The 23,830-nt window shown below is 73.9% G+C and carries 2 protein-coding genes (1 of these 2 running past the window's edge); both read left to right on the top strand.

The features are described 5' to 3' along the window. Positions 1 to 8,681, top strand: the end of a protein-coding gene (locus tag ACWDY5_RS09225; RefSeq protein WP_449721760.1) for a type I polyketide synthase. The gene continues 13,966 nt to the left of window position 1, outside the view; only the last 8,681 of its 22,647 coding nucleotides appear in the window; its start codon lies beyond the left edge, outside the window; it ends in the stop codon at positions 8,679 to 8,681. Beyond that, a complete protein-coding gene (locus ACWDY5_RS09220) occupies positions 8,678 to 23,830 on the top strand; it encodes an SDR family NAD(P)-dependent oxidoreductase (protein WP_449721759.1) in 15,153 nt (5,050 codons plus the stop codon). The genes ACWDY5_RS09225 and ACWDY5_RS09220 overlap by 4 nt, the downstream gene beginning before the upstream one ends.

Genomic DNA, 23,830 nt, shown 5'->3' with positions numbered 1-23,830 from the left:
CGAACACCCCGGAGGCGCTCTGGCAGCTCGCGGTGGACGGGGTGGACGCGATCACCGGCCTGCCCGCCGACCGCGGCTGGAACATCGACGGGCTCTACGCCGCCGACCCGACCGAGTACGGCCGCAGCTACTCGGTCAAGGGCGGTTTCCTGCACGAGGCAGCCGAGTTCGACCCCGGCTTCTTCGGCGTCTCCCCGCGCGAGGCCCTGGCCATGGACCCGCAGCAGCGCCTGCTGCTGGAAACCGCCTGGGAGGCCTTCGAGCGCGCCGGGCTGGACCCGCACACCCTGCGCGGCAGCAAGACCGGCACCTTCGTCGGCGCCAGCTACACCGACTACAACGCCGCCGCGGCCGCCGCGGCCGACACCGGTGGCGCGGACGTCACCGGGCACCTGGTCACCGGGGCGCTGCCCAGCATCATCTCCGGCCGGATCAACTACCTGTTCGGCTTCGAGGGCCCCTCGCTGACCCTGGACACCGCCTGCTCCTCCTCACTGATGGCCATCCACCTGGCCGCCCGCTCGCTCAAGACCGGGGAGAGCAGCCTGGCCCTGGCCGGCGGCGTGGCGATCATGTCCACGCCCAACGCCTTCATCGGGTTCAGCCGCCAGCGGGTGCTGGCCAAGGACGGCCGCTGCAAGGCCTACTCCGACGAGGCCGACGGCATGACCCTGGCCGAGGGCGTCGGCCTGGTGCTGCTGGAACGGCTCTCCGACGCCCAGCGCAACGGGCACCGGGTGCTCGCCGTGCTGCGCGGCTCCGCGGCCAACTCCGACGGCGCCTCCAACGGCCTCACCGCGCCCAGCGGACCGGCCCAGCAGCAGGTGATCCTGGACGCGCTGGCCGCCGCCCGGGTCCGCCCGGACGAGGTGGACGCGGTGGAGGGCCACGGCACCGGCACCGCGCTCGGCGACCCGATCGAGGCGCAGGCGCTGCTGGCCACCTACGGCAGGGACCGGCAGCGACCGCTGCTGCTCGGTTCGGTGAAGTCCAACATCGGGCACACCCAGATGGCCTCCGGCGTGGCCAGCGTGATCAAGATGGTGCAGGCCCTCGGCCACGGCGTGCTGCCGCGCACCTTGCACGCGGACACCCCGTCCACCCACATCGACTGGTCCTCCGGCACGATCAACCTGCTGCACGAGCAGACCCCGTGGCCCGAGGTGAACCGGCCGCGCCGGGCCGGGGTGTCCTCCTTCGGACTCAGCGGCACCAACGTGCACGTGGTGCTGGAACAGGCACCGGAAGCCGTTGCGGCTCAACCGGTCCCCAAGATCGACGGTCCGATGCCGGTGCTGGTCTCCGGCCGCACCCCGCAGGCGCTGCGGGCGCAGGCGGACCGTCTCACGTCCACTATGGACAGTGTGGAGCTGGTCGACCTCGCGGCCACCCTGGCCGTGCACCGGGCGTCCTTCGAGCACCGCGCCGCCCTGATCGCCGCCGACCGCGACGAACTGCGGCACGCCCTGCGCGAGCTGAGCGCGGGTCGGCCCGCGCCCGGGCTGGTCACCGGCCGCACCCGGGGCGACCGGACCGCCTTCCTGTTCACCGGCCAGGGCAGCCAGCGAATCGGCATGGGAGCCGAACTGGCCCAGCGCTTTACGGTCTTCGCCGAGGCCCTGGACGAGGTGATCGCGCACCTGGACACCGAGCTGGACCGCCCGCTGCGCGAGATCCTCTTCGCCGAGCCCGGCACCCCGGAAGCCGAGCTGCTCAACCGGACCGGCTACGCCCAGCCCGCGCTGTTCGCGGTCGAGGTGGCGCTGTACCGGCTGCTCGAATCCTGGGGCGTCACACCGGACTACGTCGCCGGGCACTCGATCGGCGAGCTGTCCGCCGCGCACGTGGCCGGGGTGTTCTCGCTCTCCGACGCCTGCGCGCTGGTGGCGGCGAGGGCCAGGTTGATGGACGCGCTGCCCGACGGCGGCGCGATGGCCGCGATCGAGGCCACCGAAGCGGAGTTCCTGGAACTGGCGGCGGATCGGGTCTCTCTGGCCTCGGTCAACGGCCCGCGCTCGCTGGTGGTCTCCGGCGACGCCGACGCGGTGGCGGAGGTCGCCGCCCACTTCAAGGCAGCCGGCCGCCGGACCTCGCGGCTCAACGTCAGCCACGCCTTCCACTCCGCGCACCTGGACCCGATGCTGGCCGAGTTCGCCGCGGTCGCCCGGACCCTGACCTACCGCGCCCCGACTGTCGCGGTCGTCTCCAACGTGACCGGCACGCTCGCCAGTACCGAACAGCTGTGCTCGCCGGAGTACTGGGTCGACCAGGCCCGGCAGGCCGTCCGGTTCGCCGAGGGCATCACCTGGCTCGCCGCGCAGGGCGTGGCCAACTTCGTCGAACTGGGCCCGGACGGCGTGCTCTCCGGCCTGGTCCAGGGCTGCCTGCCCGAGGATGCGGACGCGCTGCGAATCCCGTTGCTGCGCAAGGACCGTCCCGAGGTCGCCAGCACGCTCGGCGCGATCTCGGCGCTGCACGTGCGCGGAGTCGAACTGGACTGGGCCGCGTTCTTCGCCGGTACCGGCGCGGAGCGGGTCGAACTGCCCACCTACGCCTTCCAGCGCGAGCGTTTCTGGCCTGGTCCGGCGACTTCGGTACGGATGTCCACTGTGGACGATCTGCGTTACCGGGTGGACTGGCGTCCGCTCACCGAAGCGCCTGCTCCGGCGCCGGACGGTCGCTGGCTGGTGCTGGCGGCTGGGGCCGAACCGGAGTGGTTGCCGGGCCTGCTCGGCCTCGTCGCCACCGAGGCCGAGCTGGTCACCGCGACACCGGACCGCGCTGCTCTCGCGGAACGCTTGCGGACACTGGAATCCCCGGTTCGCGGAGTGCTCTGCCTGACCGCGCCGTCGCTTCCGCTGACCGCGACCACCTTGCAGGCACTGGCGGACGCGGGTGTGACCGCGCTGGTGTGGTGCCTGACCCAGGGCGCGGACGTTGATCCGGAGCAGGCCGCGATGTGGGGCTTCGGCCGGGTCGCGGCACTGGAGTACCCGGACAGCTGGGGCGGTTTGGCCGACCTGCCGGACGAGGTGGACTCGGCGGTTCTCACCCAGCTGGCGGCCGTGGTCACCGGCGGATACGGGGACGAGGACCAGCTCCTGGTTCGCCGGGAGGGGGCGGCGGCTCGCAGACTGGTCCGCGCCCCGGGAGCTGGCAACGCCCCCAGCGCCGGTGCGACGGCCCGGTACCAGCCCGCTGGAACCGTGCTCGTCACCGGTGGCACGGGCGGGATCGGCGCGCACGTGGCCCGCTGGCTGGCCCGCGAAGGCGCGAGCCACCTCGTGCTCGCCAGCCGCCGTGGCCCCGACGCCCCCGGCGCCGCCGAACTCACCACCGAGCTCACCGAACTCGGCGCGCAGGTCACCGTGCTGGCCTGCGACGTCGCCGACCGCGCCGCGATCGCCGAACTCCTCGAGGCACACCCGCCCAACGCGGTCTTCCACGCCGCGGGGGTGCTCGACGACGGCGTGATCGACAGCCTCACCTCGGACTCCTTCGCCAGGGTGCTGGCCGTGAAATGCGCTGCCGCACAACACCTGCACGAGCTCACCGCGGACCTGGACGCGTTTGTGCTGTTCACCTCCACCGCGGGGGTGATCGGCGCGGCCGGTCAGGCCAACTACGCCGCCGCCAACGCCTACCTGAACGCCCTGGCCCGGTCCCGCCGCGCCAACGGACTGCCCGCCACCGCGGTGGCCTGGGGTCCGTGGGCCGGTGCGGGCATGGCGGCCGAGGCCGGTGCGGCCACCGAGCGGATGCGGCGCGCGGGCCTGTTCCCGCTGCCGCCGTCCCGGGCGGTCGAGGCGCTGGCCGGTGCGATCGGCGGGGCGGAAGCCGTGCTGACCGTGGCGGATGTGGACTGGTCGCGGTTCGCCCCCGCACTGGCCGCGGCCCGGCCGATGCCGCTGTTCGCCGACCTGCACGGGACCACCGCGCCGGTCGAGGCGGAACCGGTGGCCACGCTGCGGGAGGAACTGGCCGAGGTGTCCGGCCCCGCCCGGCAGCGGCGGATGGCCGAACTGGTCCGCACCCAGGTCGCGATGGTGCTGGGGCACACCGGGATCGACACCGTGGACGTGGAACTTCCCTTCCGCGACCTCGGGTTCGACTCGCTGACCACCCTGGAGCTGCGCAACGGCCTGGCCGCGGCCACCGGCCTGAAACTGGCCGCCTCCCTGGTCTACGACCACCCGACCCCGCGCGAGCTGGCCGCCTTCCTGCTCGGCGAGCTCTTCGGCGACAGCCCCACCACCGCGCCCGTGCTGGCCGCGGCCAGGACCGACGAGCCGATCGCGGTGATCGGCATCGGCTGCCGCCTGCCCGGTGGCGTCCGCTCGCCGGAACAGCTGTGGGAGCTGCTGGTGCAGGGCCGGGACGGCATCGTGGAGTTCCCGGCCGACCGCGGCTGGGACCTCGGGCAGCTCGCCGAGGCAGGCACCGCCACCACCCGCGGCGGCTTCCTGGCCGGGGTGGGCGACTTCGACGCCCCGTTCTTCGGCATCTCCCCGCGCGAGGCGCTGGCCATGGACCCGCAGCAGCGGCTGCTGCTGGAGACCGCGTGGGAGGCGCTGGAGCGGGCCGGGATCGACCCGAACTCCTTGCGCGGCACCGACGCCGGGGTCTTCGTCGGCACCAACGGCCAGGACTACCTGGACCTGCTGCGGCACTCCGACCTGGAACGCCTCGGCGGGCACGTGGCCACCGGCAACACCGCCAGCGTGATGTCCGGCCGCCTGGCCTACACCTTCGGCCTGGAGGGCCCGGCGATCACCGTCGACACCGCCTGCTCGGCCTCGCTGGTCGCGCTGCACTGGGCCGGGCGCGCACTGCGCGACGGCGAGTGCTCGCTTGCACTGGTCGGCGGCGTGTCAGTGATGTCCACGCCGGGTTCGTTCATCGAGTTCAGCCGGGCCGGTGGCCTGGCCGCGGACGGGCGCTGCAAGCCCTTCGGCGCGGCTGCCGACGGCACCAGCTGGGCCGAGGGTGCCGGAATCCTGGTGCTGGAACGGCTTTCCGACGCTCGGCGCAACGGGCACGAGGTGCTCGCGGTGGTCAGCGGTTCGGCGATCAACTCCGACGGCGCTTCCAACGGCCTCACCGCGCCCAACGGCCCGGCCCAGCAACGCGTCATCCGCGCCGCGCTGGCCGACGCCGGACTGTCCACTTCGGACGTTGACGCGGTGGAGGCGCACGGCACCGGCACCACTCTGGGCGATCCCATTGAGGGGCAAGCACTTCTGGCCACCTACGGCCAAGGCCGGGACAACCCGCTGCTGCTGGGCTCGGTCAAGTCGAACCTGGGGCACACCCAGGGCGCGGCGGGAGTCGCCGGGGTGATCAAGATGGTGCTGGCGCTGCGCAACGGCCTGCTGCCCAGGACCTTGGGCGCGGAGGAGCCCTCGCCGCACATCGACTGGTCGGCCGGTTCGCTGGCGCTGAACACCGAGAACACCGAGTGGCCGGTGACGGATCGGCCGCGCCGGGCCGCGGTGTCGGCCTTCGGCATCAGCGGCACCAACGCGCACGTGATCATCGAGGAGGCGCCGGCCGCGGAGCCGGTCGACGGGATCGAGGACCGGGACGTCGTGCCGTGGCTGGTCTCCGCCGCGACCGCCGCCGCGCTGCCCGCCCAGATCGAGCGCATTTCCGCCTACACCAAGGAAAACCCCGGCCTCTCCCGCACTGAGATCGGCCACGCGCTGGCCACCCGCCGGGCCGCGCTGCGTCACCGCGCCGTGCTGCTCAGCACCCCCGACGGCCTCACCGAGGTCGCCAGGGACACCGCCGCCGCACCCGGTGAGGTCGCGTTCCTGTTCACCGGCCAGGGTTCCCAGCGCCTGGGCATGGGCCGTATGCTGCACCAGCGGTTCCCGGTCTTCGCCGAGGCCTTCGACGCGGTGGTCGCCGAGTTCGGCGAGGACCTGCGCGACATCCTCTGGGGCACCGATGCCGAGGCCCTGACCAGCACCGACAACGCTCAGCGGGCACTGTTCGCGATCGAGGTGGCGCTGTTCCGGCTGCTGGAGTCCTGGGGCGTGGCCCCGGCCTTCGTCACCGGGCACTCCATCGGCGAGCTGGCCGCCGCGCACGTGGCCGGGGTGTTCTCCCTGGCCGACGCCTGCGCGCTGGCCTCGGCCCGCGGCCGCCTGATGGCCGCCCTGCCTGCCGGTGGGGCGATGGTCGCGGTGGAGGCCGCCGAGGACGAGGTCGCCGACCTGGTCAACGGGCGGGTCTCGGTGGCCGCGGTGAACAGCCCCGGCTCGGTGGTGCTCTCCGGCGAGGCCGACGCGGTGCACAACGTGGCGGGCAAGCTCGCCGGGATGGGCCGCCGCACCACGACCATGCAGGTCAGCCACGCCTTCCACTCCGCGCTGATGGACCCGATCCTGGACGAGCTCCGGGCCGTGGCGGCGAAGCTGGACTACCAGCGGCCGCGCATCCCGGTGGTGTCCGGGCTGACCGGGCAGGTCGCCACCGCCGAGGAGCTGTGCTCGCCGGAGTACTGGGTCCGGCAGGCGCGGGAGGCGGTGCGCTTCGCCGACGCCGTGCGCACCCTGCACGACCTGGGCGCGCGCACCTTCGTCGAGGTCGGCCCGCACGGAGTGCTCACGCCGATGGCCGAGCAGACCCTGCGCGAGCGGTCCGCGATCGTCACCCCGGTCCTGCGCGGCGACCGGGACGAGGAGCGCACGCTGCTCACCGCGCTCGGCCGGGTGCACGCGCATGGGTCCACAGTGGACTGGGCCGCGTACTTCGGCGGTCCGCGCTCGGCCGTGCTGGAGCTGCCCACCTACGCCTTCCAGCACGAGCGCTACTGGCCCGAGATCCTCGCACCCGAGCCTGCGGCAAGCGCTCCGGCCGACGGCGAGTTCTGGTCCGCGGTGGACGAAGGCGACCTGGCCGGACTGGCCGGAACGCTGGACCTGGACGAGCAGGCGCTGGCCGCGGTGCTGCCCGCGCTCACCGCCTGGCGGCGCAAGCGGCGCGACCAGCTGGCTTCCCGATCCTGGTGCTACCAGGTCGCTTGGACCCCGCTGGCCCCGGTCGCCGAGGCCGCGCTGACTGGCCGGTGGGCGGCCCTGGTGCCCGCGGACTGGGCCAGTGACGAGTGGTGTGCCGCGGTGGTGGCGGCCCTGGGCGAGGCGGTGACGCCGGTGGAGTACACCGGGCCGGACAGCCTGCCCGAGGGCCTCACCGGCGTGGTGTCCCTGCTCGGCCAGGACTGCCCGGACGCGCCGGCCCCGCTGTGGTGGATCACCCGGCAGGCGGTCAGCGTGGACGAGCAGGACGCCGAACCCGTTGCGGCCCAAGCGGCTCGCTGGGGTGCGGGCCGGGTGGCCGCGCTGGAGAACCCGCGGGGCTGGGGCGGCCTGGTCGACCTGCCCGCGCGGTTCGAACCGGACCTGGCCCCGGCGCTGCTGGCCGCGCTGACCGGCGAGGAGGACCAGGTCGCGGTGCGCGCCAACGGTTCGCACGCCCGGCGACTGGTCCGCGCCCAGCTCGGCGAGCAGCAGTGGACACCCAGCGGCACGGTGCTGGTGGTTGACGCGCACGGCGTCGAACTGGCCAGGCAGCTGGCCGCGGCAGGCGCCGGGCACGTGCTGCTGGTCGGCCCGGAGATCGACTCGGCGCTGGCCGCCGAGCTGGACGCACGCGGGGTCGGCCTGACCCAGCTCGCGGGCGATCCGGCCAACCGGGACACCCTGGAGGTCGCGCTGGAGTCGGTGCCCGAGGACCAGCCGCTCACCGCGGCCGTGGTCTCGGTGGCCGCCGCGGACAGCGTTACCGACGCGATCGCGCCGGCCACCCGGCTGGATGAACTTCTCCATGATCGGGAACTGGGCGCCTTCGTCTACTGCGCGCCGATCTCGGCCACCTGGGGCGCGGCCGGACGCTCGGTGGAAGCGGCGGCGGGCGCGCACCTGGAGGCGCTGGCCGAACGCCGTCGCCGCCGGGGCCTGGCCGCCACCACCGCCGCCTGGGGCGCCTGGCGCGGCCAGGACTCCGACCTGGTGCGGCACCTGGAGGTCAACGGCCTGCTCGCGGTCGACCCGCTCGCCGCGGTCTCGGCCCTGCGCGGCCTGGTCGCCGCCGGCGCGAGCTCGGTGGTGGTGGCCGAGGTGGACTGGACCAAGTTCGCCCCGGCCTTCACCGCCAAGCGCCAGAGCAGGCTGCTCACCGGGGTGCCCGAGGTGCGCGCCGCACTGGCCGAGGCACAGCGGGAAAGCCGCAACAGCGCCACCGCCGCGGCCGAACTGCGCACCCGCCTCGCCGAGCTGCCGAGCGAGGAGCGGCTGCCGGTGCTGGTCGAACTGGTCCGGGAACGGGCCGCCGATGTGCTGGGCCTGCCCGGCGCGCACCTGGTGGAGGCCGACCGGGCCTTCCGCGAGCTCGGCTTCGAGTCGCTCACCGCGGTGGACCTGCGCAACCAGCTGGGCGCGGCGACTGGGCTGGACCTGCCGGTGACGCTGGCCTTCGACCACCCCACCCCGGTGGAGCTGGCCGAGCACCTGCTGGTCGAACTGCTCGGCGATCCGGATGCCGAACCCGACGAGGACTACTCGCCAGCCAACGCGGGCGAACACCACGAGACCGGCGAGATCGACGCACTTGACGTCGACGACCTGGTGCGGCTGGCGCTGGGCGCCGGCACGGAGGAAGAGGGGCCGAGGGCGTGAACGACAAGGTAGTTGAGGCGCTGCGGGCGGCGCTGAAGCAGACCGAGGTGCTGCGCCAGCAGAACGCGAAGCTGGAGTCGGCCGCGAACGAGCCGATCGCCATCCTCGGCATGGCCTGCCGCTACCCCGGCGGCGTGGCCTCGCCGGAGGACCTGTGGCGGCTGACCAGCGAGGGCGTGGACGCCATCGGCGATATGCCGACCGACCGCGGCTGGGACTTCGCCGCCCTGGACGCCCTGCCCGGCCAAGGCGGCCCCGAGGTCCCGCGCTACGGCGGTTTCGTCGAGGACGTGGCGGGCTTCGACCCCGGCTTCTTCCGCATCTCCCCACGCGAAGCCCTGATCCTGGACCCGCAGCAGCGGCTGCTGCTGGAGGTCACCTGGGAGGGCCTGGAACGAGCGGGCATCGACCCGGCCGAGCTGCGCGGCGGCGACACGGGTGTGTTCGTCGGCGGCGGCACCGGTGACTACCGGGTGCCGATGGGCGCGATCGAATGGCAGACCGCCCAGTCCAGCAGCCTGTTGTCCGGCCGGGTCTCCTACATCTTCGGCTTCCGCGGCCCCACCCTGACCGTCGACACCGGCTGTTCTTCTTCGCTGGTGGCCCTGCACCTGGCCGCGAAGGCGTTGCGCGCGGGCGAATGCTCACTGGCCGTGGTCGGCGGCGTCAGCGTGCTCTCCAGCACCGCGGGCTTCGTCGAGTTCGCCGCCCAGGGCGCGCTGTCCGCGGACGGCCGCTGCAAGGCCTTCGCCGACGCCGCCGACGGCACCGGCTGGGCCGAGGGCGCCGGAGTCCTGGTGCTGCAACGCCTTTCCGAGGCGCAGGCGCAGAACCGGCGCATCCTCGCGGTGATTCGCGGCACCGCGATGAACTCCGACGGCGCCTCCAACGGCATGACCGCTCCCAGCGGCCCAGCCCAGCGCCGCGTCATCCGGGCGGCCCTGCGCAACGCCCGCCTGACCCCGGCCGAGGTCGACGTGGTCGAGGCGCACGGCACCGGCACCAAACTCGGCGATCCCATTGAGGCGCAAGCACTTCTGGCCACCTACGGCAAGGACCGGGAAGCCCCGCTGCTGCTCGGCTCGGTGAAGTCGAACATCGGGCACACCCAGGCCGCGGCGGGTGTGGCCGGGATCATCAAGGTGGTGCAGGCGATCCGGCACTCGGCGGTGCCCAGGACGCTGCACGTGGACCGGCCCAGCTCGCACGTGGACTGGAGCGCGGGGGCGATCGAGCTGGTCACGGAGCACACGCCGTGGCCGGAGGTGGATCGGCCGCGCCGGGCGGGGGTTTCCTCCTTCGGGGCGAGCGGGACGAACACGCACGTGATCGTGGAGCAAGCCCCGGAACCCACGCCGCCCGAGACCGCGACGCCCAGCGCCGCCACGCCCGCCGCCGTGACTGTCAGCGCGGCCGCGCCCGCAGCCTCCGTGCCCGCCGACGGCGCTGCCGCCACCCCCGCGCTCGTGCCCTGGATCCTCTCCGGCCGCACCGAAGCCGCCCTCCGCGCCCAAGCCACCGCCCTACGCTCCACAGTAGACAGTCACCACCCGCTCGACCTCGGCCTCTCCCTGGCCACCACCCGATCCCTGTTCACCACCCGGGCCGTCGCCCTCACCCCCGAAGCCCTCACCGCCCTCGCCGACGGCGACCGCCACCCCGCCCTGGTCGAAGGCGCCCCGGTCGCAGGCAAGACCGCCTTCCTCTTCCCCGGCCAAGGCGCCCAGCGCCTGGGCATGGGACGCGAGCTGTACCAACGGTTTCCGGCCTTCGCGCGGGCCTTCGACGAGATCGCCGACGCCTTTGACGGCCACCTCGGCGGCTCCCTGCGCGCGGTGGTCTGGGGGACCGACGAAGACCTGTTGCAGGACACCGGCTGGGCGCAGCCCGCGCTGTTCGCGGTCGAGGTCGCGCTGTTCCGGCTGCTGGAGTCCTGGGGGGTCCGGCCGGACTTCCTGATGGGGCACTCGGTTGGCGAGATCGCGGCCGCGCACGCGGCCGGGGTGTACCCGGTCGCCGACGCCTGCGCGCTGGTGGCCGCCCGCGCCCGGCTGATGAGCGCGCTGCCCGCCGGTGGGGCCATGGTTTCGGTGGACGCACCCGAAGACGAGGTCGCGCCGCTGCTCGCCGGGCACGCCGAGGTCTCGATCGCGGCGGTGAACGGACCGCGCTCAGTGGTGCTGTCCGGGGCGGCGGAGGCGGTCGCGGCGCTGGCCGGGACGCTGGCCGCGCGCGGGCACCGCACCAAGGCGCTCAAGGTGAGCCACGCGTTCCACTCGCCGCTGATGGCCCCGATGCTGGCGGAGTTCCGGGCGGTGGCGGCGGGGCTGACTCCGCAACGGGCCCGGATTCCGGTGGTGTCCACCGTGACCGGCGCGCCGGTCACGGAGTTGGACGCCGACTACTGGGTCGAGCAGGTGCACCGCGCGGTGCGGTTCGCCGACGGGGTGCGCACGCTGGCCGCGGCGGGGGTCGCCCGGTTCGTGGAGGTCGGGCCCGGCGGGGCGCTGTCCTCGATGGTGCACGAGACCCTGACCGAGGGCGAGCGCGCGGTGGTCGCGGTGCTGCGCCCGGACAAGGACGAGCAGGACAGCACCGAGGAGACCACCGTCCTCCGCTCCCTGGCGCGGCTGCACGTCGCGGGTGTTCCGGTGGGCTGGGCGGAGTTCTTCCGCGACGCCGGCGCCTCCGTGATCGACCTGCCCACCTACGCCTTCCAGCGCGAGCGCTACTGGCCGGTCGGCGAGCAGCGTTCCACCAACTCCGCCGCCGGACTCGGCCTGATCCCGGTCTTCCACCCCATGCTCGGCGCGGTCACCACCTCCGCCGCCGACGGCAGCCTGCTGGTCAGCGGCCGCCTTTCCACCGGCGACCAGCCCTGGCTGACCGACCACGTGGTGGACGGCCGGGTCTGGTTCCCCGACTCCGGCCTGCTGGAGCTGGTGCTCACCGCCGCGGACCAGGTCGGCTGCGATCGGATCGGCGAACTGCGGGTCGGCGAGCCCCTGCTGCTCAACGACTACGACCAGCTCGCGGTGCAGGTGCGGGTCGGCCCGGCCGACAACCTGGGCCGCCGCGCGGTTAGCGTGCACTCCCGCCCGGCGCGTTCCGACGTGGAGTGGGTCGAACACGGCAGCGGCACGCTCACCCCGGCCGACCACCGACCGATCGAGGACCCAGCGCCCTGGCCGCCGCCCGGCGCGGAACCGGTGCCACTGAACGAGTCCACTGTGGACAGAGGGCCGATTTTCCGTGGCCTGCGCGAGGTCTGGCGGCTCGGCGAAGAGGTGTACGCCGAGGTCGCGCTGCCGGAGAGCCTGGACAGCCGCAGCCAGGAAGCGGCCGCGTTCGCGCTGCACCCGGCGCTGCTGGACGCCGCGCTGCAGGCCAGTGCCTACCTGCCCGGCCGCTCGGAGCTCGCCCCCGGCATGCTCGCCGAGTGGCGGGGCGTCACCCTGCACGCCGCCGGTGCCGCCGTGCTGCGGGTCCGCTGGAGTGAAGGACCGGACGGACTCACCCTGTCCGCCGTCGACCCCGCCGGTGGACCGGTGTGCACCGTGGACGCCGTGCGCACCCGCGTCGCCGGGCAGGTCGCCCGGCCCGGCGTGACCGACTCGCTGTTCGCCATCGACTGGCCCGCCTTGCCGGTGCAGACCACCGCGCCCGCGTCCTGGGCGATGCTCGACGACCTCGGTGACAGCCAGGTGCCGGAGGTGGTCTACGCGCCACTGCGCGGCACCGACCCGGCCGCGCTCGCCGACCTGACCGGCCAGGCCCTGGCACTGGTGCAGCGCTGGCTGAGCGAGGAGCGCTTCGCCGCCTCCCGCCTGGTCGTGGTCACCGAGGCGGGCGACCTGGCCGCCGCCGCGGTGCAGGGCCTGCTCCGCTCCGCCGCCACCGAACACCCCGGCCGCTTCGCCCTGCTCGACGTGGAGTCCCTGGCCGACCTCCCGGTCAGCGTGCCCGCCGACGAGCCGCAACTGCGGGTCCGCGACGGCGTGCTGCGCGCCGCCCGCCTCACCCGCCTGCCCGCCACCCAGACCGAGGCCCCCGCGTGGGACCCGGACAAGGCGGTCCTGATCACCGGCGGCAGCGGGGAGCTCGCCGGCGTGCTGGCCCGCCACCTGGCCGCCCGCGGCCAGCGGAAGCTGGTGCTGGCCAGCCGCCGCGGCCCGGACGCGCCCGGTGTGGACGTGCTGCGCGAGTCGCTGGCCGAGCTGGGCGCGGAGGCCGAGTTCGTCGCCTGCGACGTCACCGACCCGGCCGCGGTGCGCGCGCTGACCGACCGCCCGCTGACCGCCGTGGTGCACACCGCCGCGGTCATCGACGACGGTGTGGTGGAATCCCTTACCGCGCAACGGATCGCGACCGTCCTCGGCCCGAAGGCCACCGCCGCCTGGCACCTGCACGAGGCCACCCTCGGTCAGGACCTGGCCGCGTTTGTGCTGTACTCCTCGGCCGCCGGGGTGCTCGGCAGCCCAGGCCAGGGCAGCTACGCCGCCGCCAACGGCTTCCTGGACGCGCTGGCCGCGCACCGGCGCGAGCTGGGCCTGCCCGCGACCTCTATCGCCTGGGGGCCATGGGAAGGCGGGCTGACCAGCGGGCTGGGGGAGGAGCACGGCAAGCGGCTGGCGGCCAAGGGGCTTGCGCTGATCGACGTCGAACAGGGCAACGCGATGTTCGACGCGGCCACCGCTACCGAGCAGCCGGTAGTCGTCGCGGCCACCGCGGTCGGCACCGGCGCGGCGGCCTCGCCCGCCCTGGTCCCGGCCATCCTGCGCAACCTGGTCCGCACCACCCGCCGGACCGCCGCCGCCACCGGTGGCGGCACTCCGGCCACCGACCTCGGCTCCCGGCTGGCCGCACTGCGCCCGGCCGAACGCCAGGACTTCCTCACCGACCTGGTCCGCACCGAGGTCGCCGCGGTGCTCGGCCACCCCTCGGTCAAACTGGTCGGCCCGCGCCAGGAGTTCCGCGACCAGGGCTTCGACTCGCTGTCCGCGGTCGAGCTGCGCAACCGCCTCACCGCCGCCACCGGCCTGCCCCTGCCCGCCACCCTGGTCTTCGACTACCCGACCCCGGTCCAGGTCGCCGCCTTCCTGCTCACCCGCCTGGACGGGGCCGCGGCATCCGTTGACGCGCCGATGATCCGGACCACCTCGGCACCCGACGACCCGATCGTGATCGTCGGCATGAGCTGCCGCTACGCCGAGGGCATCGCCTCACCGGAGGACCTGTGGCAGCTGGTGCTCGACGGCACCGACGCCATCACCGGCTGCCCGCCCGACCGCGGCTGGGACGTCGAAGGCGCCGAGGACCTGCGCGGTGGTTTCCTGCGGAATGCGGCCGGTTTCGACGCCGGGTTCTTCGGCATCTCCCCGCGCGAAGCCGTGGCGATGGACCCGCAGCAGCGCGTGCTGCTGGAGGTGTCCTGGGAAGCCCTGGAACGCGCGGGCATCGACCCGACCAGCCTGTCCGGCAGCCCCACCGGCGTCTACGTCGGCGCGGGCGACGCCAACTACGTCTCCCTGCTGGCCGGCGAGGGCGCTTCGGTGGCCGGGTTCATCATGACCGGCACCACCTCCAGCGTGCTCTCCGGCCGGGTCTCCTACGTGCTGGGCCTGGAAGGTCCCACGCTGACCGTGGACACGGCCTGTTCCTCCTCGCTGGTGGCGATCCACCTGGCGGCGCGGGCCTTGCAGGCGGGGGAGTGCTCGCTGGCGCTGGCCGGTGGGGTCGCGATCCTGTCCACACCGGGCCCGTTCGCCGAGTTCGCCAAGCAGGGCGGGCTTTCCCCGGACGGCCGCTGCCGCTCCTACTCCGACGACGCCGCGGGCACCGGCTGGGCCGAGGGCGCGGGCGTGCTCGTGCTGGAGCGGCTCTCCGACGCGCAGCGGCGCGGGCACCGGGTGCTGGCGGTGGTCAAGGGCTCCGCGGTCAACTCCGACGGCGCGTCCAACGGCCTGACCGCGCCGAACGGCCCGTCGCAGCAACGCGTCATCCGGGCTGCGCTGGCCGACGCCGGTCTGTCCACTGTGGACGTGGACGTGGTGGAGGGGCACGGCACCGGCACGCGCCTTGGTGACCCGATCGAGGTGCAGGCGCTGCTGGCGACCTATGGGCAGGAGCGGGAAACGCCGTTGCTGCTGGGGTCGATCAAGTCGAACCTGGGGCACACCCAGGCCGCGGCCGGTGTGGCGAGCATCATCAAGATGGTGCAGGCCATCCGGCACGGGGTGGTGCCGCGCACGCTGCACGTGAGCACGCCGTCGACGCACATCGACTGGGCCGCAGGGGAAATCCAGCTGGCCACCGAGCAGACCGCGTGGCCGGAGGTGGATCGGCCGCGGCGGGCCGCGGTGTCCGCGTTCGGGGTGAGCGGGACGAATGCGCACCTGATCATCGAGGAGCCGGGCGAGCTGGCCGGACCGCCCGCCACCGCCCCGGCCGCGACGCTCGCCACCGCTCAGGACTCCGCGCCCACGGCCGACGTGCGCGTGCCGCTCCTCGTGGCGGCCCGGTCCGAAGCCGCGCTGGACGCCCAGATCGAGCTCATCCGCTCCGCCGAGCCCTCGCTCGACCTCGCCTTCTCCCTGGCCACCACCCGGGCCGCGCTGGAACACCGCGCGGTGCTCTTCGACGGGGCCACCATCGCCCGCGGCGTGGTCGCCGACGGCCGGACCGCGTTCCTGTTCTCCGGCCAAGGTTCGCAGCGCCTGGGCATGGGACGCGTTCTGTACCAACGCTTCCCGGTGTTCGCCGAGGCTTTTGACGCGGTGCTCGCCGAACTGGGCGAGGACCTGCGTGAAGTGATGTGGGGCGAGGATGCCGAGCTGCTCAACCAGACCGGTCACGCCCAGCGCGCGCTGTTCGCCATCGAGGTGGCGCTCTACCGGCTGTTCGAGTCCTGGGGTGTGCGACCGGATTTCCTGGTCGGGCACTCCGTCGGCGAGATCGCCGCGGCGCACGTGGCCGGGGTGCTGTCGCTGACCGACGCCTGCGCCCTGGTCGCCGCGCGCGCCCGGCTGATGCAGGCGCTGCCCACCGGCGGCGCGATGGTGGCCGTGCGCGCCACCGCCGAGGAGGTCGCGCCGCTGCTCACCGCGGAGGTGGCGATCGCCGCGGTCAACGGGCCGACCAGTGTGGTGCTCTCGGGCGTCGAGGACGCGGTGCTCGCAGTCGCCGAAGTGCTTGCCGGACAAGGACACAAGACCAAGCGGCTCGCGGTCAGCCACGCCTTCCACTCGCCGTTGATGGACCCGATGCTGGCCGAGTTCGCCGCCGCCATCGACGGGATCTCCTTTGGCAGTGCGGACATCCCGGTGGTCTCGACGCTGACCGGGAAGTTGGCCGAGCTGGACTCGGCGGAGTACTGGGTCCAGCAGGTTCGTGGCAGCGTGCTCTTCGCCGACGCGCTGACCGAGCTGGCCGCGCTGGACGTCAGCGCGGTGCTGGAGCTTGGCCCGGACGGGCTGCTGGCCGCTGCCGCGACCGAGGTCCTGCCTGAGGGCACGGTGTGCACGAGCCTGCTCCGCGCGGGCACCCCGGATGAAGAGACCGCGCTGGTCAGGGGACTGGCCGCGGCATACGTGGCCGGGGTTGGCGTGCGCTGGGCGGAGTTCCTCGGCGGTGGCAAGGTGATCGACCTGCCGACCTACCCGTTCCAGCACCAGCGCTACTGGCCCAGCGCCGCCGCCCAGCCCGGTGATCCGGCCGGACTCGGCCAGTCCCCGACCGGGCACCCGTTGCTCGGCGCGGCCGTGCTGATGGCTGACGACGCCAGCGTTACCCTGACCGGCCGCCTGTCTCGCACCGCCCAGCCCTGGCTCGCCGAACACCCGGCGGCCGCCCAGATCGCTTTGCTGGAGATGGCCATCCGGGCCGCCGACCAGGTTGGCAAGGGCCAGATCCGCCGGCTGAGCACCGAGGTGCCGCTGGTGGTGCCCGAGCGCGGCGGCCTCCAGGTCCAGGTGCGGGTGACCGGCGACGAGCTGGCCATCTACTCCCGAACCGAGGACAACCCGTGGCTGCGCAACGCCACCGGCGAACTCGCGGACGCGGCCGCACCCGCGCCCTTCACCGCCACGGACAACGACATCGAGGTGGAACGCTCCGGTGGCGCGGACTTCGGCCTGCACCCGGCACTGCTCGCGGCGGCGCTGGAACCGCGCATCCCCGCCGAGTGGGAGGGCGTGACGCTGCACGCCTTCGGCGCTTCGACCCTGCGGGTCCGGCTGACACAGCTGGCCGAGGACCGGGTGGCGATCGAGGCGGTGGACGGGGCCGGGCTGCCGGTGCTGTCGGTGACCTCGATGCGGGACCAGGAAATCGAGACCGCCAATAAGTCTACTGTGGACGGACAGGTGCTGCTCGGGGTCGACTGGGTGGCCGCGCCGGAGGTGCGGGCGGCGGAAGTCGTAGCGGCCGAGCTGACCACGGCGGACGCCGCCGAGCTGGCCGCGCTGAGCGAGGTGCCCGCCCTGGTGGTGGTGCCCGTTGCTCCGCCGGCTGGCGAGGTGCCCGCCGTGGTTCGGGCGCTCACCAGGCAGGTGCTGGGACTGGTGCAGCACTGGATCGCCGAGGACCGTTTCGCTGACTCGCGCCTGGTGTTCCGCACCAGGGGCGCTGTCGATGGCGGCGCGCTGGCCGCGTCGGCGTTGTGGGGCCTGGTGCGCTCGGCCCAGACCGAGCATCCCGGGCGGTTCGGCCTGCTCGACGCCGAGGCCTCGGACGTGCCCGTGGCGTTGCCGGTGCTGGCCTCCGGTGAACCGCAGGTCATCGTGCGCGACGGCGTGCCGCTGGTGGCGCGCCTGCACAAGCTCCCGCCGACCACCCCGCAACCCTGGGACCGCAACGGTTCCGTGCTGCTCACTGGCGGCACCGGCGCACTCGGCCTGACCCTGGCCCGGCACCTCGCCGCCCAGGGCCAGCGCCACCTTGTGCTGGCCAGCCGTCGCGGTCCGGACGCGCCCGGTCTTGCCGACCTCGGCCCTGGGATCTCCGTGGTGGCCTGCGATCTCACCGATCCGGCGGCCGTGCGGGAGCTGGTCGCCGGGATTCCGGACCTCACCGCCGTGGTGCACCTCGCCGGTGTGCTGGACGACGGCATCGTGGATCGCCTCACCCCCGAGCGTGTCAACGCCGTGCTCGCACCCAAGGCCGAGGCGGCCTGGCACCTGCACCGCGCCACCGAGGACCGCGAGCTCGCCGGGTTTGTGCTCTACTCCTCCTCAGCCGGCGTCATGGGTTCGCCGGGCCAGGCCAACTACGCCGCGGCCAACACCTTCCTGGACGCCCTCGCCGAGCACCGCCGACAGGCAGGGCTGCCCGGGTTGTCGCTGGCCTGGGGGCCGTGGGAGTCCGGCATGGCGGCCGGGCTCGACGCGGAGGACCTGCGCCGCGTGACGGCAAAGGGTTCGCAGGCGATCACCGCCGAGCTGGGCATGGCGCTGTTCGACGCCGCGCTCGGCGCGGACCGCGCGCTGGTGGTGCCGCTGGTGCTCGGCGGCGGTTCGGCACCGGACGGGGCCGAGGTGCCACACCTGTTGCGGGACCTGGTGAAACAGGGCAGGCGACGGGCCGTCGGTGCCCAGCGGTCCGGGACCGGGCTGGCGAAGGAACTGGCCGGGCTGGCCGCGGACGAGCGGCTGGACCACCTGGCCAACCTGGTCCGCGAGCACGCGGCCGCGGTGCTCGGACACGAGGCCGCGGCGGAGGTGGACACGCGGCGGGACTTCCGGCAGCAAGGCTTCAGCTCGCTGACCGCGGTGGAGCTGCGCAACCGGCTCGCCGAGGCCACCGGGCTGCGGCTGCCCGCCACGCTGGCCTTCGACTACCCGAACCCGGAGCAGGTGGCCTCCTTCCTGCTGGCGGCGGTGGAAGGCACCGGACAGGTCGCCGCCGCGCCCGCGGTCACCAGGGTCGCCGACGACGATCCGATCGTGATCGTCGGCGCAGGTTGCCGCTACCCCGGCGGGGTCACCTCGCCGGAAGGGTTGTGGCGCTTCGTGCTCGACGGTACCGACGCGGTGGCCGACATGCCGGCCGCGCGCGCCGCCGACCTCGGGCTGCCCGCCGGGGCGACGCCGCCCTCCGGTGGGTTCATCGAGGACGTGGCCGGGTTCGACGCCGCCTTCTTCGGCATCTCGCCGCGCGAGGCCACCGCGATGGACCCGCAGCAACGGCTGGTGCTGGAAACCGCGTGGGAGGCGGTGGAACACGCGGGCATCGCGGCGGACCGCCTGGCGGGCAGCGCGACCGGGGTCTACCTCGGTTCCTCCGACCCGGCCTACGCCAGCCTGGCCGCCCGCGACCCGCGCCTGGAGGGCTTCGCCATGACCGGCGCGGTGTCCAGCGTGATCTCCGGCCGGGTGTCCTACGCGCTCGGCCTGGAAGGACCCGCGGTCACGGTCGACACGGCGTGCTCCTCCTCGCTGGTGGCACTGCACCTCGCGGTGCGGGCGCTGCGGTCGGGGGAGTGCACGCTGGCGCTGGCCGGTGGCGTGACCGTGCTGTCCTCGCTGTCGCCGTTCTCCGAGTTCGACAAGCAGGGCGGCCTCGCGCACGACGGCCGCTGCCGCTCCTACGCCGAGGAGGCCGACGGCACCGGCTGGTCCGAGGGCGCCGGTGTGCTGGTGCTGGAACGACTTTCCGACGCGCGGCGCAACGGGCACCAGATCCTCGCCGTGGTCAAGGGCACCGCGGTCAACTCCGACGGCGCGTCCAACGGCCTGACCGCGCCGAACGGCCCGTCCCAGCAACGCGTCATCCGCGCCGCGCTCGCCGACGCCGGACTGTCCACTTCGGACGTCGACCTGGTGGAGGGCCACGGCACCGGCACCCGCCTGGGCGACCCGATCGAGGTGCAGGCCTTGCTCGCGACCTACGGGCAGGAGCGGGACACCCCGCTGTTGCTGGGGTCGATCAAGTCGAACATGGGCCACGCCCAGGCCGCCGCGGGCGCGGCCGGCATCATCAAGATGATCTACGCGCTGCGCAACGGGATCGCGCCGCGCTCGCTGCACTCGGACCACCCGACCGGGCACGTGGACTGGACCGAGGGTGCGGTGGAACTGCTGCCCGCGCAACGGGACTGGCCGGAGGTGGACCGGCCGCGCCGGGCCGCGGTGTCCTCCTTCGGTATCAGCGGCACCAACGCGCACGTGATCCTGGAGCAGCCGCCCGCGATCGAGTCCACTGTGGACACTGTCACGCCGGACGTGCCGTTGCCGCTGGTGGTCTCGGGCAAGTCCGAGGCCGCGCTACAGGCGCGTATCGAGCAGCTGAGTGGTCTGCCAATCACAGTTGAGCTGGCGCACTCGCTGGCCACCACCCGGGTCGCCTTCGAGCACCGGGCCGTGCTGTGCGAGGGCGCGGTGCTGGCCAAAGGCCGGGTGACCGAGGGCCGCACGGCGTTCGTGTTCTCCGGCCAGGGCTCGCAGCGACTGGGCATGGGACGCGAGCTGTACGAGCGGTTCCCGGTGTTCGCGAAGGCTTTTGACGCGGTGCTCGCCGAGTTCGGCCCCGACCTGCGCGAAGTGGTCTGGGGCGAAGACGCCGAGCTGCTCAACCAGACCGGCCACGCCCAGCGGGCGCTGTTCGCGCTGGAGGTGGCGCTGTTCCGGCTGGTCGAGTCTTGGGGCGTGCGACCGGACTTCCTGGTCGGGCACTCCATCGGCGAGGTGTCCGCGGCACACGTGGCCGGAGTGCTCTCGCTGACCGACGCGTGCGCGCTGGTCACGGCCAGGGCCCGGCTGATGCAGGCGCTGCCCAACGGTGGCGCGATGGTGGCCGTGCAGGCCACCGAGGCCGAGGTCGAGCCGCAGCTCACCGAGGGTGTGGCGATCGCCGCGATCAACTCACCGGAGGGCGTGGTGCTCTCCGGTGCCGAGGACGCGGTGCTCGCCCTGGCCGAAGTGCTCGCCGGACAGGGGCACAAGACCAAGCGGCTCGCGGTCAGCCACGCGTTCCACTCGCCGCTGATGGAACCGATGCTGGCCGAGTTCAAGACGGTGATCGACCGGTTGAACTACGCCGAACCGGTTATACCGGTGGTCACCACTTTGACCGGTCGGCGGGCCGGGGGCGATGATCTCCGCACCCCGGCGTACTGGGCCGCGCAGGTGCGCGACACCGTGCGCTTCGCCGACGCGGTCACCGTGCTCGCCGCGGCCAAGGTCACCCGGTTCCTGGAGCTGGGACCGGACGGATCGCTGTGCGCGGCGGTGCGGAGCTCGCTGGAGACCGGCGTGACCGCGGCCCCGGCCCTGCGCGGCGGGGTGGCCGAGGACGAGGCGCTGCTGCGCGGACTCGGCGCGCTGTACGTGGCAGGCGGCCGGATCGACTGGACCGCGCTGTGGACCACCCCGGGCGGACCGCGCCCGCGGACCGTGCCGCTGCCCACCTATCCGTTCCAGCACCAGCGGTTCTGGCCGACCGTGTCCACCAGGGTCGCCGACGCCTCCGGCCTGGGCCTTGCCGACACCGCGCACCCGCTGCTCGGCGCGGCGGTCCCGCTGGCCGACGGCGGCGGGGTGGTGCTGACCGGCAGGTTCTCCGTCGCCGACCACGCGTGGCTGGGCGAGCACCGCGACGGCGACACCGTCGTGCTGCCCCCGGCGGCGCTGCTGGAGCTGGCGGTGAGGGCCGGTGACGAGGTCGGCTGCCCCAGGGTGGAGCGGCTGGCGGTGCTGTCGCCACTGGTGCTGCCCGCGAACGGGGCGGTGCAGGTACAGGTGCGGGTCGATCCGGGTAGCAGCGGCTGCCGCCGGGTCACCGTGCACTCCCGCCCGGAGTCCGGCGGCTCGTGGAGCCAGCACGCGCTGGGCAAACTGGCCGAGGACAGCGCGGAGACGGCGATGGACTTCGCCGCGGTGTGGCCACCGGAGCAGGCCGATCCAGTGGACGTCGAGGACTGCTACGAGCAGTTCGCCGACTCCGGCTTCCACTACGGCCCGGCCTTCCAGGGCCTGGACGCGGTCTGGGTGCGCGGCGAGGAGGTCTTCGCCGAGGTGAGCCTGCCGGAGGAGGTCGCGGACGCGGAGGCATTCGGCCTGCACCCCGCCCTGCTCAGCGCCGCCCTCCAAGCCCTGCCCCTTACCAGCTGGTCGGGCGAGACCTGGCGTGAACCCGTTGCCTGGGAAGGCGTTTCGCTGCGGGCCAGCGGCGCGGCCACCCTCCGGGTCCGGTTCGCCGCGGCGGGGGAGGACGGCACCACCGTCCAGATCGCTGATGTCGCCGGACGCCCGGTGCTGTCGGTGGATGTGCTGCGCCACCGCGAGGTCGAGGGCCGGGCCCACGCCCGCCCCGCGCCCGAATCCGGCTCCGGCTCACTGCTGGTGGTGGACTGGCCGAAGGCCCAGGCGGAGTGCGCCCAGGTGGCCGCCGCGGTGCTCGGCGACGGCCTGGACCTGGCCACCGCCCGCCGCGCGGACACCCTGGACGAGCTGGCCACCGGCCAGGTCCCGGAGATCGTGCTGGTCCGCGTCCCGTCGTCCGGGGCGGCTCCGGCGGAGGTGCGCCACGCGACGGAGTGGGCGCTGGAGCTGTCGCAGCGCTGGATCGCCGACGACCGCTTCGCCACCAGCACACTCGTGCTGGTCACCAGCGGCGCGGTGGCCTGCCCCGGCGAGGACGTCACCAACCTGGCGGGCGCGGCGGTCTGGGGCCTGACCCGCTCCGCCAGCGCCGAACACCCTGGCCGCTTCGCCCTGCTGGACGTCGACTCCACCGCCGACCTGGCCACCGGACTGCTCGCTGACGAACCCCAGGTCGTGGTGCGCGGCGGCGTGGCAAGGGTGGCCAGACTCGCCGTCCCGAAGGAGATCACCGAGGACCGCATCACCGGCTGGCACCCGGACGGCACGGTGCTGATCACCGGCGGCACCGGCGGCCTGGGCGCCCTGCTGGCCCGCCACCTGGTGACCTCCACCGGCCAGCGCCGCCTGGTCCTGACCAGTCGACGGGGCCTGGACGCCCCCGGTGCGGCCGGCCTGCAAGCGGAACTCACCGGACTCGGCGCGGAAGTCTCGGTCCAGGCCTGCGACGTCGCCAACGCCGAGGCGGTGCAGGCCCTGGTCAACGCCATCCCCGACCTGACCGCGGTCGTGCACGCCGCCGGTGTGCTCGACGACGGCGTAGTGGAAAGCCTTACCCCAGAACGCCTCGCGGCCGTCCTGGCGGCCAAGGCCGACGCGGCCTGGCACCTGCACCGCGCCACCGAAGGCCGGGACCTGGCAGGCTTCGTCCTCTACTCCTCGCAAGCGGGCATCATGGGCGCGCCCGGCCAGGCGAACTACGCCGCCGCCAACGCCTACCTGGACGCCCTCGCCGCCCACCGCCGCCACCACGGCCACCCGGCGCTGTCCCTGGCCTGGGGACCGTGGACCCTGGGCATGGCCGCCGCCGAGCAAGACATGGGCGGCCGCCGAGCGGAGGCGTTGGGCGCCACCAGGATCACCCCGGAAATGGGCATGTCCCTGTTCGACCGGGCACTGGGCTCCGCGGAACCGGTCTTGGTCCCCCTGGTCGTCACCACCGGCGGCCCAGCCGCGGCAGAGGTCCCGCATCTGCTCCGCGGCCTGGTCCGCACCCGCCGCCGCGCGGCGGTCCGCACCAGCACCGCGAACCTGGCCGACACGTTGCGCGGTCTGGGCGATGAGGAACGTCTCCGGACCGTCACCACCATGGTGGTCACCGAGCTGGCGTCGGTCCTCGGGCACCAGTCAGCCGCTGCCATTGAGCCAGAACAGAAGTTCGCCGACCTGGGCCTGGACTCGCTGACCGCGGTGGAGCTCCGCAACCGGCTGGCGGCGCTGACCGGCTTGCGGATGCCGGCGGCGCTGGCCTTCGACTACGCGACACCCGCCCGCCTGGCCGAGCACCTCGCGGAGCAGCTGGGCGGAGGCGGCGCGGAGGCCGGGGCGCCGACGATCCTGACCGAGCTGGACCGGTTGGAGGCCGCGATGACCGCGGCGTCAGCGGATGAGGTCACCAGGGCCGGGGTGACCTCGCGGTTGCGCCAGCTGCTGAACCGGTGGTCGGGGCCGGAGAAGGAAGAGTCGGCGGCGGACCGGATCTCGGCGGCCAGCGCGGACGACCTGCTGGCGTTCATCGACAACGAGCTCGGCCGGAAGGGCGCGGACCGCTGA

It is taken from the genome of Crossiella sp. NPDC003009, from assembly GCF_053591555.1.
The sequence above is the reverse complement of the archived record's forward strand: the minus strand, read 5'-3'. Positions and strand labels throughout refer to the sequence as shown.